At 62.1% G+C, this 14,980-nt stretch carries 12 protein-coding genes; 7 read left to right on the top strand and 5 right to left on the bottom strand.

The annotated features are described in order from the left end of the window. Position 1 precedes the first annotated feature (1 nt). A complete protein-coding gene (locus tag H2LOC_RS13395) occupies positions 2–1,498 on the bottom strand; it encodes an NAD(P)/FAD-dependent oxidoreductase (RefSeq protein ID WP_136496840.1) in 1,497 nt (498 codons plus the stop codon). A 240-nt stretch (positions 1,499–1,738) separates the two neighbouring features. On the opposite strand from H2LOC_RS13395, the gene mepA reads away from it, so the two are divergent. Together mepA and H2LOC_RS13385 are read left to right on the top strand one after the other, a co-directional pair. Continuing rightward, positions 1,739–2,626, top strand: a complete 888-nt coding sequence (mepA, locus tag H2LOC_RS13390; protein ID WP_343040027.1) for a penicillin-insensitive murein endopeptidase — start codon at positions 1,739–1,741, stop codon at positions 2,624–2,626. Positions 2,627–2,772: 146 nt separating this feature from the next. After that, complete coding sequence (locus H2LOC_RS13385; protein WP_136496838.1) at positions 2,773–3,216, top strand: hypothetical protein; 444 nt, start codon at positions 2,773–2,775, stop codon at positions 3,214–3,216. Between the two features lie 104 nt (positions 3,217–3,320). Here H2LOC_RS13385 and H2LOC_RS13380 read toward each other — a convergent pair whose 3' ends face one another. From H2LOC_RS13380 to H2LOC_RS13365, 4 genes are all read right to left on the bottom strand, one after another. Next, complete coding sequence (locus H2LOC_RS13380) at positions 3,321–3,743, bottom strand: bactofilin family protein (RefSeq protein ID WP_246206832.1); 423 nt, start codon at positions 3,741–3,743, stop codon at positions 3,321–3,323. 387 nt (positions 3,744–4,130) lie between these two features. Beyond that, complete coding sequence (locus H2LOC_RS13375) at positions 4,131–4,421, bottom strand: DUF2795 domain-containing protein (protein WP_136496836.1); 291 nt, start codon at positions 4,419–4,421, stop codon at positions 4,131–4,133. Between the two features lie 153 nt (positions 4,422–4,574). After that, positions 4,575–4,805 carry an Em GEA1 (EM1) gene (locus H2LOC_RS13370; protein WP_136496835.1) on the bottom strand — a complete coding sequence of 77 codons (231 nt, stop codon included), beginning with the start codon at positions 4,803–4,805 and terminating at the stop codon, positions 4,575–4,577. 94 nt (positions 4,806–4,899) lie between these two features. After that, the gene (locus tag H2LOC_RS13365) at positions 4,900–5,307 is read right to left on the bottom strand and encodes a KGG domain-containing protein (RefSeq protein ID WP_136496834.1); all 408 of its coding nucleotides are present in this window, start codon (positions 5,305–5,307) and stop codon (positions 4,900–4,902) included. A gap of 676 nt (positions 5,308–5,983) precedes the next feature. Between H2LOC_RS13365 and H2LOC_RS13360 the strand changes: the two genes are divergently transcribed. The 5 genes from H2LOC_RS13360 to H2LOC_RS13340 all read left to right on the top strand — a co-directional run bounded on the left by H2LOC_RS13360 (position 5,984) and on the right by H2LOC_RS13340 (position 14,952). Continuing rightward, entirely contained in the window at positions 5,984–7,555 is a 1,572-nt protein-coding gene (locus H2LOC_RS13360) for an efflux transporter outer membrane subunit (protein ID WP_246206831.1), read from the top strand. 31 nt (positions 7,556–7,586) lie between these two features. Further along, entirely contained in the window at positions 7,587–8,792 is a 1,206-nt protein-coding gene (locus H2LOC_RS13355) for an efflux RND transporter periplasmic adaptor subunit (protein WP_202620460.1), read from the top strand. After that, positions 8,789–11,959: an efflux RND transporter permease subunit gene (locus tag H2LOC_RS13350; protein ID WP_136496831.1), complete on the top strand. Its 3,171-nt coding sequence runs from the start codon at positions 8,789–8,791 to the stop codon at positions 11,957–11,959. The genes H2LOC_RS13355 and H2LOC_RS13350 overlap by 4 nt, the downstream gene beginning before the upstream one ends. A gap of 643 nt (positions 11,960–12,602) precedes the next feature. Beyond that, positions 12,603–13,535, top strand: coding sequence for a hypothetical protein (locus H2LOC_RS13345; RefSeq protein WP_136496830.1), 933 nt, complete (start codon positions 12,603–12,605; stop codon positions 13,533–13,535). Continuing rightward, positions 13,519–14,952 carry a hypothetical protein gene (locus tag H2LOC_RS13340; protein ID WP_136496829.1) on the top strand — a complete coding sequence of 478 codons (1,434 nt, stop codon included), beginning with the start codon at positions 13,519–13,521 and terminating at the stop codon, positions 14,950–14,952. The genes H2LOC_RS13345 and H2LOC_RS13340 overlap by 17 nt, the downstream gene beginning before the upstream one ends. Positions 14,953–14,980: the final 28 nt, after the last annotated feature.

The raw sequence follows: 14,980 nt of genomic DNA, 5'->3' as shown, positions 1-14,980 counted from the left end.
TTCAGGCCACTTTCCGAGGCGTGAGGCGTTCGCTGGACAGGGCCTCCCGAGCGCCCGACATGCCGGCCTCGGAATATTCGGCGTCCTCGTTAACGTTCCAGACGTCGTATAGATCGGCTCCCGCCATGATGTTGAGCGCGGTCAGCATTCCCGTCATCATGGCGTGGTCCTGGTTGTTGTATTTGTGCATGCCGTTGCGGCCGATCAGACGCAGGCCCGGAAAGCGGGTCGCGATCTCGCGTCTGATCGATTGTACGTTCTGCGCATAGGAGTCGTCATAGACCGGATAGGCTTTCGGCTGGCGAACGACGCAGGCGTCGAAGACGTCGGAGGGGTTCATCAGTCCGATCTTGCCGATTTCGTCCTTGGCGAGAGCGATCAGCTCGTCGTCCGGGGAATTCCACAAGCCGTCGCCCTCAAAGCAGAAATATTCGAGCCCGAGGCAGGTCGAAACCCCGTCGGCGATCATCTCCGGGGACCAGGAGCGGAAGTTCTGCACGCGGCCGACCTTGACGGAAGGGTCATGGATATAGACCCAATTGTCGGGCAGCTCCTTCTGAGGGCGTCCAATCAGCACGACCGTCAGGAAGTCTCGGTATTTCAGGGCGCGGGCGTTGAACAGCGTCAGCGGCTTGGGCTCTATGGCGCTGATCAGTTCGCGCATCGGCGCCGAGGACAGGACGTTGCGGGCGGTAAAGGTCTCGACGGCGCCGTCGCCGCATCTCGCCGTGACCGTCCAGAGTTTGCGCGCCTCGTCGAAGTGGAGCTTTTCGACAGTGCGCCCCATCAGCAGTTCGCCGCCGAAAGCCTGGACCTTGCGGGCCGCGGCCTCCCACATCATGCCGGGCCCGCGCCGCGGATAGCGGAAGGATTCGATCAGCGTTTTGGCGCCGCCTTCGCCGGAGCCTTTGCGTATGCCGAGCGAGCGGCGCAGGCCGTCGACGACGGCGGCGCCGAGGCTGAGGCCCTTGATGCGTTGCGCGGCCCAGTCGGCGGATATCTCGTCGCATCCCATGCCCCACACTTTCTCGGTGTAGGTCTTGAAGAAGATGCCGAACAAGCGCTCGCCGAACTGATTGCGGACCCACTGGTGAAACGAGCGGGGGTCCTTGATCGGGAAAAGCTTGGCGAGGCCGAAGGAGGCGACGCAGCGGGCGCTTTCCGCCAGGCCGAGGTTCCTCAGGGCTTCGAAGGCCTTGAGCGGATAAGCGTAGAACCTGCCGCGATAGAAGATGCGCGAGAGCCGCGGCCGCTCGAGGAAGTCGTCGGGCAGGATCTCGTTCCACAGATCCACGATCTCCTTCGACTTCGAAAAGAAGCGATGGCCGCCTATGTCGAACAGAAAGCCTTTGTAGTTCGCCGTTCGGCTGATGCCGCCGACATAAACCGGATCATGTTCCAGGACGAGCACGTCGCGACCATTCTTGGCCAGCGTATAGGCGGCGGTGAGGCCGGCGGGGCCGGCTCCAATGACGAGCGTTTCGTATATGTCGCGCATGTAAGCCCTAATGGCGGAGCTGTTGCTGCCAAGCTTCGCTTCGTGTCCGACCTTGAAGCAGGGAGGTTAATTTCGCACTTACGGCGCCTCTTCCGCCGTCCCGCCGCCCTAATTCCGCCGCGCCTGGGCCCTGAATTACGGGCGCGGACATGGTTGACAGCCGTCTCAGAATCAGACCGCATAATTCCTCCAACAGTCGCCAAGTCAGAGCCGATGCATCTTCCAAAGCTCGTTCCGCTCATGCTCGCATTAATTCTGGCGCCGCCGGCGGCTGCGCAGGAGAAGGGGACCCTCAATCCGAGGCCGCTGCCGCCTCTTGCGAACCCGTCGGACCCGAAAACGCCGGCCAAGGAGCTGTTCGGCCGCGCCAGGGAGCCGGCGGCGCTGGAAGCGGAGCCGATCGGGTTCTATTCCAAAGGCTGTCTCGCCGGCGGAGTCGCATTGCCGGTCAACGGGACCAACTGGCAGGTGATGCGCCTTTCGCGCAATCGGAACTGGGGCCATCCCGCGCTGGTGGCCTTCCTCAAGCGCTTCGCGCCAGCGGCGGCTCAGGCTTCGGGCTGGCCGGGAATATTGATCGGCGACATGTCCCAGCCGCGCGGCGGTCCGATGATCAGCGGGCACGCCTCGCACCAGATCGGACTCGACGCCGACATATGGCTGACGCCGATGCCCGCGCGCGATCTCAGCCGGGAGGAGCGCGAGGAAATGTCCGCAGCCGACATGGTGCGGGAGGACAGGCTGGACGTCATCTCGGACGTATGGACTCCGGGCCACCTCGCCGTGGTGCGCGCCGCAGCCGAAGATCCGGCGGTGCAGAGAATATTCGTCAACGCAGCGATCAAGCGCGCCATGTGCCGCGTCGCGGCGGGCGAATCCTGGATGCACAAGGTCCGGCCCTATTACTCGCACAACTATCATTTTCACGTCAGGCTGTTCTGCCCGAGAGGCGCGGAAAGCTGCAAGGATCAGGATCCGACGCCGACGGGCGACGGCTGCGATTCCTCTTTGGCGTGGTGGTTCAGCGACGAAGTGCTGCACCCGAGGAAAACGCCCGCCAAATCATGGCCTCCCATGACCATGGACAAGCTGCCGTCGGAATGCCGCGAGGTGCTCAAGTCGGAGTAGGGCGGCGGGCGCGCAGCGGCGCAAAATGCGGCAGGCCTTCGTTTACTCGTTCTTAAAGGCTGAAGGCTCAGTTTGCCAGAAAATGGGGCGCATTTTCGGAGAAGCTCGCGAAAAAGCACAGCATGCCCCGCGCGCGAGAGGCGGCAATGCCGAGTTTTGGGGCGATACGTCGTGATTTGGAGAAGCAGGCGGCTTCAACAAACGCCGTCGACGCCGCCGCTTGCGCCGACCGGTGGATTGCTTGCCTCGAGGAATTCGAGCGCTCGACGCCCCAGGGACGTTTTCAGCAGGTGCAATGGCTGCGCGCGCTGGCCAAGCTGGTCGGAAGGATGGGGGTCCCCACTGCGCCGGAGGCGGCGGACCTCGCCGAACTGTGCCGTCGCGCAATGATCGCGTTGCACCGCGGCGCGCCGGAGGCCGGCCATTTGATCCGGCTGGCGGGCGCCGCCACTCCGATATTGGCCCCGGGGTGCCTGAGCGCGCGCTCCATCGCCGAACGCCTTTCGCAAAGCCTCGGCCCCACTGCCCGGCTGCAGCAGCGCGGCGATGGAAAAGCCTTTGACGCGACGAGAGCAGGCGGGCGATACTGAGCGAAACGTCGCGAAAGTCACAGGCTTTTGCGATTCAGGCGCTCCCGATAGGAGCGATCGCCCGAACAATCTGGTTCGACCGCAGAACGCGCCGCCCTCTTTTTTTAAACGAGCTTCCTGCGCTCGCGAAGGGTGCGGCTGGCCACACTGGCGACGCGCAGGTTCGCGGCCTCGACCTCGTCTTCCTCTTCGGCGCGCGCGTTCACGACGGAAACGCGCGAGACGCTCTGTTCTTCTTCCTCGAAAAGGAGACCGGTCGATTCGCCCTGGCCGGAGAGGACTCCGCCCTTTTCGACTTCGATTTCGCCATAGCCCCATTTTCCTTCGACGCGGCCGGTGGCGCGCACCACGAGCAATTGCTTCACGGTGATCTCGCTGCCGACTTTGCCGTGGATGTCCGCGTCCGTAACCGCGACGGTTCCCTGCACGACTCCGGTGGGCCCTATCACGAGACGCTCGCAGGCGATTTCGCCCTCGACGATCCCGTCGACGACAACGGTGTCCTCTGCGCTGATGACACCCGTCACTCTAACTCCTTCGCCAATATATACAGCGTTTTTTTCTTCAGGTCTGAAGTCCGACATTTCCAAATCCTTGACTTTTTAGATGACGCAGGCTGCGACCTATAGCCGCAGGCCGCATGGCCAAGCCACCCCTTGCCAACATGGTCTGGAGTTCAAGTCAAGACAAATCGACGATGGGCGTCCGGGCGGCGGAACCCCCTGATTGCGCCGGGCGACGCATCCCCTTGCCGAGACGATGCTTTTCAATTTGCTGGTCTAACACCCACACCCTAGGCGCTTTCTGGCCCCGAAGGCGCTTCGGGCCCTCGTCGCCCGCGACCCGCTCGCACGAAACGCGCGGGCCTCATGCCCGCGCGGATTGCGGCGTTCCAGCCGGTGTGCGCTCGACGATCAATCGCTTCCGCTATGGTGGGATTCCGAGACCGCCGAAGCCACTTCCGCAACCGAAGCGAACTCTTCCTGAGGCAAGCGCCCGAGTATGTCGGATAGATGCTCGGTGCTCTCCTTCGTCCAATGGACCTCCGCCTTGCCGTGCTTGCGCTGGAGCTCCTTCTTTGAAATGGGAAAGCTCACTCCCGCCAGCGCCTGCGTGACCGAAGCCACGCCGAAGGCGAAGCCCCGCGCCGGCCCCCTGTGGCCGCTGCCGCGCCCTTCGCCGGTGTTTTCGCTTCTGCTGATCATGCTCGTCCCTCCGGCGGATTTGACGAAAAGCCGGGATTGCGTCCTTGCCCGGGACGCTCGGGGCGCCGTGTTGCGGCGAGGGAGTCGCCGGAGCGGACCCGCTCCACCGGGTCCACTCCCGCTTCATCACGAGAGCCGCGACAGGAGTCCGACTCACTCTTCCTCGCCCGGCTCGCCCTCGTCTCCGATGTCCTGGCCTTCGGCGCGCTTGCCTTCCTCGATCAGTTCCTTGACGCGCTGCCCGCCCTTGTGTCCGAGTTCGGAATAGCCTTCGGGACCAAGCTGCTCCTTCCGGGTTTCACCGCCTATTTTTCCGGCTTCCTGAACCGTCATTTTTCCGGGTTGCCGCGCGGGTTCCTTCGAATGTTCCCTTGTCTGCGCCATGATCGTCTCCTGCTGCAGTCCTGCCGGAGAGCGCTTCAGGCAAAAGCCACCCGGGCTCCCGCGATGAAAATGCGCTCCCGGAAAAGCGGGCCGGCTAATGCTTGCCGCGTCCTCCGCCGCTCTTGCCTTCGGTCTCGCCTTCGGCGCGCTTGCCTTCCTCGATCAGTTCCTTGACGCGCTGTCCGCCTTTGTGTCCGAGTTCGGAATAGCCTTCGGGACCAAGCTGCTCCTTGCGCGCCTCTCCGCCCATCTTGCCGATTTCGGAGTAGCCTTCGGGACCGAGCTGTTCCTTGCGCGCTTCTCCGCCACGCTTTCCGAGTTCGGAATAGCCCTCGTGTCCGAGCTGCTCCTTGCGGGTCTCCCCGCCCATCTTGCCGATCTCGGAGTATCCTTCGTGGCCGAGCTGCTCCTTGCGTATTTCGCCGCCGAGCTTCCCTGCTTCCTCGACCGTCATGCTCCCTTTGTGTTTCTTCGTTTCCTGCTCATGTTTTCCGCGTTCCATGACGTCCTCCCTGGAAATCGCGCACTCACGGCGTCGGCGATCGGGACCTCCATCGAACCGGGCAGTCGCCGATCATTCTTGATCGTTTCTAGGTGGCACAAGCGGCGATGGTGGGAAGGCGTCGAGAAAATTATTTTTAAACATAGGTTTAGGTAAATCTGAGCCTCAGTCGTTCGGGTTGGTCGGGAGGCTTCGACCGATCGCGGGAAAAGAGCGCCGGATGTGATTTCAGCAACCTGGGGCGCGCTTGCCCGCTCGCCTAATTCCCGCTGAAACATGTCGTCTATTCGCGATTTCCGCCGCCGCGGCACGCGACGTTCTTTTGTGATCGCGACGAAAACATCTCGATGCGCAAGGATCGCGCGGAGAGGCGCCGGATCGGCCTTCCCGATCGACGAGAGGCTTCGGAAAACGGGAGAAGGATTTGAGAATTACGGCGTTTAGGCCGGTGCGGGCGCAGCACGCATGTTGTAAGCTGAAGCCGGAGAGTCGACTCGGGCGATTCGCTTTTATCATGCGCGGCGGAAAGCTTGCCGGAAGGAAGTTGATCTTCGGTTAAGGGCCGGACTTCGGGGCTGCGGCGCAGCCTCGATTCGCCGTAAAGCTTTGTGCGGTCGGAACTGGGGTCTCAATGGGGGCGGTTGAAGCGAAGAGCCGGGGCGCGGCTTGTTTCGCGATGATCCTTTCATCGATGCTGGCGGGATGCGCCGTTGGGCCTGACTTCGCCGCGCCGCAAGCGCCGGTCGCCGACGCCTGGATTGAATGGCGCAACCGGTCGCTGAAATCCGGTCCCGGGGAATATCGGGACTGGTGGCGGGTGTTTCACGATTCTGCGCTCGACCGGCTCATAGACGCCGCCTACGCCCAAAACCTGACTCTGCTGAGCGCCGGGACGAAAGTGCTCCAGGCGCGCGCCGAGCTGGGCGTCGCGATCGGCGAACTGTATCCCCAGCAGCAAATCGCCTCCGCGTCGACTTCCTGGGTCCGCTCCAGCAACGCGACGACGCCGTCCCAGGGCGGAAGCTCGTCGAGACTCGGAAATTTCTGGGTCGACGGCTGGGGCGCTTCCGCGGTGTGGGAACTCGATTTCTGGGGGAAGTTCCGGCGCGGCGTGGAATCCGCCGACGCCGCCTATCTGGCCTCGATCGCGACCTACGACGACGTGCTCGTCACTTTGCTGGGGGATGTGGCGCAGACCTATATCGGCATTCGCACGCTCGAGCGCCAGATCGCCATCGCCCGCGAAAATATCGTGCGGCAGCGTGAGGCGGTCCGCATCGCCCGCGATCGTTACAAGGGCGGCGCCGCCACCATGCTCGACGTGCATCAGGCGGAGAATGTGCTCGCCACCACCGAGGCGAGCGTGCCGCAGCTGACGCTGCAGTTGCGCATGGGGCAAAATGCACTGGCCGTGCTCCTCGGCCTGGCGCCGGGCCAGTTGGGCGGCCTGCTCGCCTCTTCCAGCGGCGGAATTCCCGCCGCTCCAGGCAAGGCGGCAGTCGGCGTTCCGGCGGATCTGTTGCGCCGCAGGCCCGATATTCGCGCCGCCGAACTGAAGGCGGCCGCGCAAAGCGCGCAGGTCGGCGTGGCGCAGGCGGAGCTCTTTCCGGCGATCAGCATAACCGGCAGCTTCGGCGGGCTCGCGTCGACCGCCGGCGGGCATAATCTGGCCCAGGCGTTCCATCCCATCGGCAGGGCGTTCGCGGTTGGTCCGGCGTTCAAGTGGAACCTGCTCAACTACGGCCAGATCACGAACAACGTGCGTCTTCAGGACGCGACCCTGCAGCAATATCTGATCGACTATCAGAACGCCGTGCTCAAGGCCCAACAAGAGGTCGAGGACGGCATATCCAAATTCACCCTGTCCAGGGAGCAGGCGCACTATCTCGCGCGAAGCGTCTCGGAGGCTCGTGGAGCAGTCGAAATTTCTCTGCTGCAATATCAACAAGGGACGCAGGACTTCACCACGGTCCTCACCTCGGAAGAAAATCTTCTGTCCGCCGAAAACAACCTCGCCGCGGCGAACGGCGCCGCCGCGACCGGATTGGTCGCGGTCTTTCGCGGTCTCGGCGGCGGCTGGCAAATCCGCGAGGGCAGAGGATTCGTCAACGAAGCGACCGCGTCGGAGATGCGCAGCCGGACGAATTGGGGCGAGCTGTTGTCGCCGGCGGGAGAAACGCCGCCGCCGCACGTCGGTCTGCCTGGGCCCGAGGATAAAGGCCCTGCGGTCCGCCCGCCGGAATGGTGAAGGCGACATGGGAATGCAAGGGGCGATTGCGATGAAGACGATTTTTCATCTGGCGCGAAGCGCCGGCCGCTTCTCCGCGCGCAGGGGGGCGCCGCATACCGGGGCGGCGCTGGCTGTCGCCGTCGCGCTGCTCGGAGGATCGGCGCAACCCTGTTCGGCGGGATCGGATGCGGCCGCTCCCCCGGTCCCGGTGGCGCTGCCCAAGATCCAGAAGGTGACCGAATATATCCAGCTCACCGGCAACGCCACCGCGATCAATACGGTCAACATCATCGCCCGCGTCGAAGGCTATCTGGAGAAGATCCATTTTCTCGACGGGCAGATCGTGAAGAAGGGCGACCTTCTGTTCACGATTCAGCAGCAGCAATACAAGGATCAGCTTCAACAGGCCGAAGCCCAGGTCCGCGCGCTGGAAGCGGCGCTGGTCTATGCGAAGATAGAAGCCGCACGTTACAGCGCCTTGCAGAAGAAGGGCGCAGCGGCGCAGGTCGTCGTCGATCAGTGGAATTTCCAGACCAAGAAGACCGAGGCCGACCTCGCCTCCGCCAGGGCTCAGGTCGACATCGGCAAGCTCAACCTCAGCTACACCGAGGTTCGAGCCCCTTTCGACGGCCAGATGAGCAAGCATTACGTCGATCTCGGCAATACCGTCGGGGGCACGGGCCAGCGCACCGTCCTCGCCGACATCGTCCAGCTCGATCCGATCTACGTCGTCGCCAATCTCAGCGAAACGGAATATCTCACGATCCGAAAGAACCTGAACCAGCGCATGCCCAACCTCGCGGAACTCCTGCAGGTTCCCGTCGAGGTCGGGCTGGAGAACCAGGACTCTTACGCCTACCGCGGGACCATTCAATATGTCGCGCCCGGCATCGATCCCAAGACGGGGACCCTGTTCGTGCGCGGAGTCCTCGACAATCCCGACCACAGGCTGCTGCCGGGCTTCTTCGTGCGGATTCGTCTGCCCAAGGCCCGGATATTGCCGGGGGCGTTGCTGGTGCCCGATCGCGCCGTGCAGTCCGACCAGGTCGGGCGCTTCCTGTTCGTGCTCAACCAGGAAGACGCGGTCCAGCAGCGCTATGTTCAGCTCGGCGAACGGGACGGGGCCCTTCGCGTCATTCTCTCCGGCATTCAGAGCGGAGATCGCGTTGTCGTCGGGGATTTCTGGCGGGTCTCGGCCGGAGCGAAAGTCGCGCCCAGGCTGACGGCGATCGAGGGGAGCGCCGATCAGCAATGATGTCGAAATTCTTCATCGAGCATCCCATTCTCGCAAACGTCATCGCGATCGTGATCGTGGTTATCGGGCTCGTCGCGATAAAGAGCCTGCCGGTCTCCCAATATCCCGATATCGTTCCGCCGACCGTCGTCGTCTCGGCGAGCTATCCCGGCGCCAGCCCGCAAACCGTGATCGACAATGTCGCCCTGCCGATCGAGTTGCAGGTCAACGGCGTCGACAACATGCTCTATATGTCCTCGACCTCCGCGGCCGACGGCAGCTACCAGCTGACCGTCACCTTCAAGATCGGCACCGATCCCGATACGGCGCAGGTGCTGGTTCAGAACCGGGTGTCCAATGCGATGGCGTCGCTTCCTCTCTCCGTGCAGTCTCAGGGCTTGACGGTTCGGAAGAGATCGACCGCGATATTGCAAATCATCACGCTGGATTCGCCGAAGGGAAGCTTCGACGCCTCTTTCCTGAGCAATTACGCGACGATAAATCTCGTCAACGAGCTCTCGCGTCTGAATGGCGTAGCCAATGTCACCGTATTCGGCGCCGCCAAATACGCCATGCGGGTCTGGATGGATCCGCGCAAGCTCTATGCCTTCGGGCTTGTTCCCCAGGACATCATCGACGCCGTCAAGCAACAAAGCCAGATCGTGGCCGCCGGTCAGGCAGGCATGCCGCCGGCAGCCAAAAATCAGGATTTTCAATACACCGTCGACATCCAGTCCCGCTTCGACGATCCCGAGGAATTCGCCAATATCATCGTAAAGTCCGAAGACCTGGGCCAGGGCGGCCGCCTCGTGCGCGTGAAGGATATCGGCAGAGTCGAACTCGGTTCGCAGAACTATTCGCAGCAATGCAGGCTGGACGATCGCCCCGCCGGCTGCATCGCGATCTTTCAGGCCCCGGACGCCAATGCGCTCGCGGTTTCGCGAGAGGTTCGCGCCAAGATGGGGGAGCTGGCGCGGCGGTTTCCGCAGGATCTGCGATACAGCCTTCCCCTCGACACCACGGATTTCGTCAATACCTCCATCGACGAGGTCTATTCGACGCTCTATGAGGCCGGCGCCCTCGTTCTCCTGGTCATTCTTGTGTTTTTGCAGAATTTCCGCGCGACCCTGGTGCCTGCGACGACAGTGCCGGTCACGATCATCGGCGCTTTCGCCGGCATGGCGGCGCTCGGCTACAGCATCAACATGTCGACCCTGTTCGGCGTGGTGCTGGCGATCGGCATCGTCGTCGACGACGCCATCGTCATCGTCGAGGGCGCTTCGAAATATATCGAGCAGGGCCTTTCCGGCCATGACGCCGCCGTCCGCGCCATGAAGGAGCTGTTCGGGCCGATCATCGGCATCACGCTCGTCCTGATGGCCGTTTTCATCCCGCCGGCCTTCTTGCCGGGGCTGTCCGGAAGAATGCTGGCGCAATTCGCGGTGGTGATCGCTGCGACGGCGCTCATCAGCGCGATCAACGCCGCGACCCTGAAGCCCACCCAATGCGCCCAGTGGCTGCGGCCCCAGCGCGCCGAGGGGACCAATCTTTTCTATCGCGGCTTCAACATCGCCTATAATTACATCGAAGCGCGTTACCTTCGCTTCGTCGGCGCGCTGCTCGAGCGTTCGAGAACGGTTGTGCTGGTCGGGCTTGCGATCTCGGCTTTGGCGGTATGGGGAATCGCCCGTTTGCCCAAGGCCTTCATCCCCAACGAGGACCAGGGCTATCTGATGGCGGTGGCGCAGCTGCCGGAAGGCGCGTCGCTCGAACGCACCGCCAACGCCTTGAGCGAGGCGGCGAAAGCTGCGCTCTCGACGCCGGGCGTGAAGAATGTGATCACCATCGCCGGCGTTTCCGTCCTCGACAACAACGCCGTTCTGGCCAATGCCGGCATCAACTATTTGACCCTGGACGACTGGGGGAAGCGCGAAAAGGCCAAAGGCCAGGACCTCGCTACCCTTGCAAAAACTCTGCAAAAGAAGTTCGAGGCCATCTCCGACGGACTGGCGGTGGTGGTGGCCCCGCCCGCCATCCAGGGCGTCGGCAACGCCAGCGGCTTTCAGATGCAGGTCAATCTGCTCGGCGGCAGCTTCGATTATGCGAAACTGGGCGTGGTCTCGCAAAACTTGGTGAAGAACGCGCGGGCCGACGCCTCTCTGCAGCGGCCCTCCACCACCTTCCAGGCCAATTCTCCGCATGTCGAGCTGAGCGTCGACCGCGTTCAGGCGGAGACGGTCAAGGTTTCCGTCGGCGACGTCTTCTCGGCTCTGACGTCCTATGTCGGTTCGACATATGTCAATCAATTCACCAAGTTCGGGCAGGTCCTGCAAGTCTATGTGCAGGCAGACTCCCAGTTTCGTCTCCAGCCGGAAGACCTCTTGAACATGTATGTCCGCAGTAAGGACGGAAACATGGCGCCGATCGGAACGCTCGCGCAATTATCGCAAAGCTCCGCGCCTCCCCTGATCACGCTGTTCAATCTCTATCCTTCCGCCACCATCACGGGGGGGCCCGCTCCCGGTTCCAGCTCGGGCCAGGCGATGGAGGAGATGGAGTCCATCGCCGCCAAAACCTTGCCGAGCGACATGGGCTTCGAGTGGAGCGCGGTCTCCTTTCAGGAGAAGATCACAGGCAATCTGCTTTACCTGGGTTTCGCCATGTCCGTGCTGCTCGTCTATCTCGTGCTCGCCGGACAATATGAAAGCTGGCTGCTGCCGCTTGCGGTGATCGCGGCGGTTCCTTTGGCCCTGGTCGGGCCGGCGCTGGTCCTGGCCAGCCTCGGCATCGACAACAATCTCTATGTTCAGATCGGGCTGATGCTTCTGATCGCCCTTTCGGCCAAGAACGGCATTTTGATCGTGGAGGTCGCACGCGAGTTGCGGCTTTTCGAAGCCAAGCCGATCCTCGAGGCGGCGCTCGACGCAGCGCGCACGCGTTTTCGCCCCATCCTGATGACCTCCATCGCCTTTATTCTGGGGGTGCTGCCCCTGGTTCTGGCGACGGGCGCAGGCGCCAATGCGCGCAGGTCGCTCGGAACCAGCGTCTTCACGGGGATGATCTCCTCGACTGTTCTCGCGGTCGTTCTCGTGCCGGCTTTCTTTGTCGTGCTGCAGACTCTGGACGAGCGCTGGCGCGGGAGTTCCCCAAAGAGGGCGCAGGAAGAGACCGAGACGGAGGCCGCGTAATCGGCGCGAGTCGCTTCAAGGGGGAGGGGTAGTCAGCGGCGACGCCGCCGTCCGCGCCTCTCGCGCTGCGATCGCCGGCTGAATTTCAGCCTGCCCTGAATAAGACCGGCCAGAACGAGCGGGCTGCTACGTTTCAGCATCGGAAAAACGCAACGAATTCAGACGATGTTTGCGGAAATGCGACGTTTTCCCCACAGGCGGAATTTGGCTTTTCGATTTCATGCCGGATCTATATTGTAATTTACTCAGAGGCTCCGGGATGATTCCTTACGCCCGCATGACCGCAGCGCCCCTCCAAAGAAATAGTGAATATATGGCTATGAATTCAAGCGAAATGTCAGAGATAAAGTCCGGCGACGTAGAAGAAAAAACAACAGATGCCGGGCGAAGAGTAAAATTGCAGAGATGCCTCTCTACAGGCGAGCTTACCATCGTAAATAACTCTATCAGCACGATCGATGAGAAGACCGTAATTATTTTTGGGTGTGGGAGAGGAGGGACCTCGGCTCTTTCCGGCTGTCTCAGGAATCTGGGCGTCGCTACGTCGGAGGAACTCGTCCATCCATTGAAACACGAATGGTCGCCCGTGGAATATACGGATGGAGCGGTCGACCGGAGAGCCACAAAGCGAAACATAGATTACATGAACGCCAAATTCCCGGTGTGGGGATGGAAGTCTCCGAAGGATCTGTTCTCATTCAACCAATATGCGTCCTTCCTCCGTAATCCGCACATCCTCGTCGTGTTCAGAAACGTCCTCGACGTCTGCAAAAGCTCGGAACTCAAGGAGGGCGTTCCACCGATCGTCACCTTGCTGGACGCATCCTCGGTTTACGGCGCCCTCGCCGAAATCGCCGCTTCGACCGAATTCCCCCTCGCCATGCTGACCTATGAAAGCCTCGTGAAGAACTCGGAGGCGGTTGCGAAAAACCTGAGCGACTGGCTGGGGTTGAACGCGGATTGCCAGGCCTTGATGGACGCCGCCGGCTTTGTTTCCTCGGACGCCGGCTATCGCCCTCTGAAGGGCGCCGACCACGACGGCTTGTTCGACGAATTGGAACTCGAAAAGGACCGATGCCGGCAGCAGATACAGTCCTATTCGTCCTTCGTCGGGCGCCTCGAGCGCACCCGCGCGATCGTCGAAGAAGATCTGCGGAACGCGCGAGAGTGCAGGAACCGGATCATCGGCGAACTCGCCGTCGCGGCTCAGCGATGGGCCGGCGAGGACGATGAGCTGTTCAAATATATCATCGGCCTGGATTTTGTCCGCGACCAGGATATGCGCGCCGCCATCCGCAACAAGCGAAGCGCGCCCCAGCCCGACCAAACCGAAGCGGGAGCTCTCGAAGGGATGCGGGAACAAAGCCGGGAGCTCCAGAGCCGTTACGAAGCGCTTCGCGGACATATTTTCACCATGTTGGGAGAGCGTCTTCGCCTGCAGCGCAAAATGGACCAGGCGCAGGACTCGCTCGACCTGCTCTCGAGCCTCGCCGAAAAAGAGATTCAGTCGGGCGTCGACGAATTGCGACGATTGATTTCGCTTCGCGAAGAGGATCTGGATGGCGGAGAAGAGTGATCGGAAAAGCTTATCGATTTTGATCCTCGGCGCTGCTCTGGCCATCCTGGCCGACCTTCTTGCGCCTCCAGGACGGCAGGGGATCGCAGCTCCAGGGAAGGAGCCGCCCGCCGCCGGGTCTGAAAAAACGGCTTCGATTCTCGCCAGCCCGGGCAAGTTCGGGAAGCTTACTTTTGCACCGAACCAGCTCGCCGCCAATAAATGGTACAGGCCGCTCGGCGAACTCATAAACGGCCATATCGAGGAAAGCTTCGCCGTTGAGTCGCTGTGGCCGCGCCTCGAGAGCCTGCTCATCGCCGAGCATGGCGCGTTTGGCCTGAATGCCGCCGAGATCGGGCACATGTCGAGCCAGACGCTCGCCCGCTTCCGGAGCAAGGGGCTCGCGATCAGCGTGGAGACGCCGGCCTTCACGCAGTGTCTGAGCGGAAGGCAACTGGGAGAGCTGGAGTTTTTCGGGCGTTCTCCGCCCGGGCCGGATCTGTTTCGCTCGATCTTCAAATTGTCCCCGGAGACCGACAAGCGTTTCGACCCCAAAGACAAGGGATGGTTCTACACCCGGGACGGACTATCCTTCACGCCCGACGAAATCGTGCTCGACGAAAGAATCCCCAACCTGCTGCCTCGCTTCGATCTCGACGAACTGCTGCAGGAGCCCTCGGCGGGCTGGGAGGCGCGCAAGTCGAATGCGCTTCACGACGACTGTCCGGGGGCCTCGCAATTCCATTCCGGCGAAGATCGGATAACCGGCCTCATCGAGGATTTTCTCGAATATCACGCCGAAATGACCAAGCGCTTCGAAAAGCCGCCAGCCTTCTCGTTTCACTGGAATGTGATCGCCGGCTGGGAATGGCGCGACGAAGCCTGCCTGGACAGGCTCGCCGCAAGCGATCCCGACCCCGCCAAATTCGAGCATGATTATCGCTATCTCGCACATGCCTGCTACAACGACAGCGCTGTTCTCTCGCAGCTGCTGGATCGTCTGTGCAAAGCGGGCGCCTGCCCCCGCGCGGTGTATCTCGATATGGATATCACATACCTTACCGAATATGCGCTCGAGGCCATAAGGCGCGACAGGGCGGCGATCCGCGCCCATGGCGTGGGTTTTGGCGTCGACCTCACCGACGAGTGCAACGAGCGCGCTCACTGTGTGATGAGGGGCGCGGGGCCCGACCGGATGATTTTGCAAGAGGATGAGGGTAAGGAAGCCGGCGGCTCCGAAAGCGCGGCCGCGCAGAAATCGGTTTTGAACAAGTTCGCTTTTCTGCGCTTGCACGACGTCATTGACGGCGACGCTTTCATCAGGATGCAGAGCTGGTCGACGAAGCCGAAGGAAACGGGAGCGGAAATCAGCGAGAGCAGAGCCGATTCTCTGCCCGATACGGCCCTGAAAATCTTTACGAAACAGCAGACGCGGTGACGCGGCGTCCATGACGAACAGCGAGAGA

The sequence above is a fragment of the Methylocystis heyeri genome (genome assembly GCF_004802635.2).
Classification (GTDB): Bacteria; Pseudomonadota; Alphaproteobacteria; order Rhizobiales; family Beijerinckiaceae; genus Methylocystis; species Methylocystis heyeri.
The sequence above is the reverse complement of the archived record's forward strand: the minus strand, read 5'-3'. Positions and strand labels throughout refer to the sequence as shown.

What these genes read in the sequence shown, in the direction of transcription:
- H2LOC_RS13395 (WP_136496840.1), bottom strand. Translation starts at nt 1,498, where the DNA reads ATGCGCGACATATACGAAACGCTCGTCATTGGAGCCGGCCCCGCCGGC.
- mepA (WP_343040027.1), top strand. Translation starts at nt 1,739, where the DNA reads ATGCTCGCATTAATTCTGGCGCCGCCGGCGGCTGCGCAGGAGAAGGGG.
- H2LOC_RS13385 (WP_136496838.1), top strand. Translation starts at nt 2,773, where the DNA reads ATGCCGAGTTTTGGGGCGATACGTCGTGATTTGGAGAAGCAGGCGGCT.
- H2LOC_RS13375 (WP_136496836.1), bottom strand. Translation starts at nt 4,421, where the DNA reads ATGATCAGCAGAAGCGAAAACACCGGCGAAGGGCGCGGCAGCGGCCAC.
- H2LOC_RS13370 (WP_136496835.1), bottom strand. Translation starts at nt 4,805, where the DNA reads ATGGCGCAGACAAGGGAACATTCGAAGGAACCCGCGCGGCAACCCGGA.
- H2LOC_RS13365 (WP_136496834.1), bottom strand. Translation starts at nt 5,307, where the DNA reads ATGGAACGCGGAAAACATGAGCAGGAAACGAAGAAACACAAAGGGAGC.
- H2LOC_RS13360 (WP_246206831.1), top strand. Translation starts at nt 5,984, where the DNA reads ATGATCCTTTCATCGATGCTGGCGGGATGCGCCGTTGGGCCTGACTTC.
- H2LOC_RS13355 (WP_202620460.1), top strand. Translation starts at nt 7,587, where the DNA reads ATGAAGACGATTTTTCATCTGGCGCGAAGCGCCGGCCGCTTCTCCGCG.
- H2LOC_RS13350 (WP_136496831.1), top strand. Translation starts at nt 8,789, where the DNA reads ATGATGTCGAAATTCTTCATCGAGCATCCCATTCTCGCAAACGTCATC.
- H2LOC_RS13345 (WP_136496830.1), top strand. Translation starts at nt 12,603, where the DNA reads ATGAACGCCAAATTCCCGGTGTGGGGATGGAAGTCTCCGAAGGATCTG.
- H2LOC_RS13340 (WP_136496829.1), top strand. Translation starts at nt 13,519, where the DNA reads ATGGCGGAGAAGAGTGATCGGAAAAGCTTATCGATTTTGATCCTCGGC.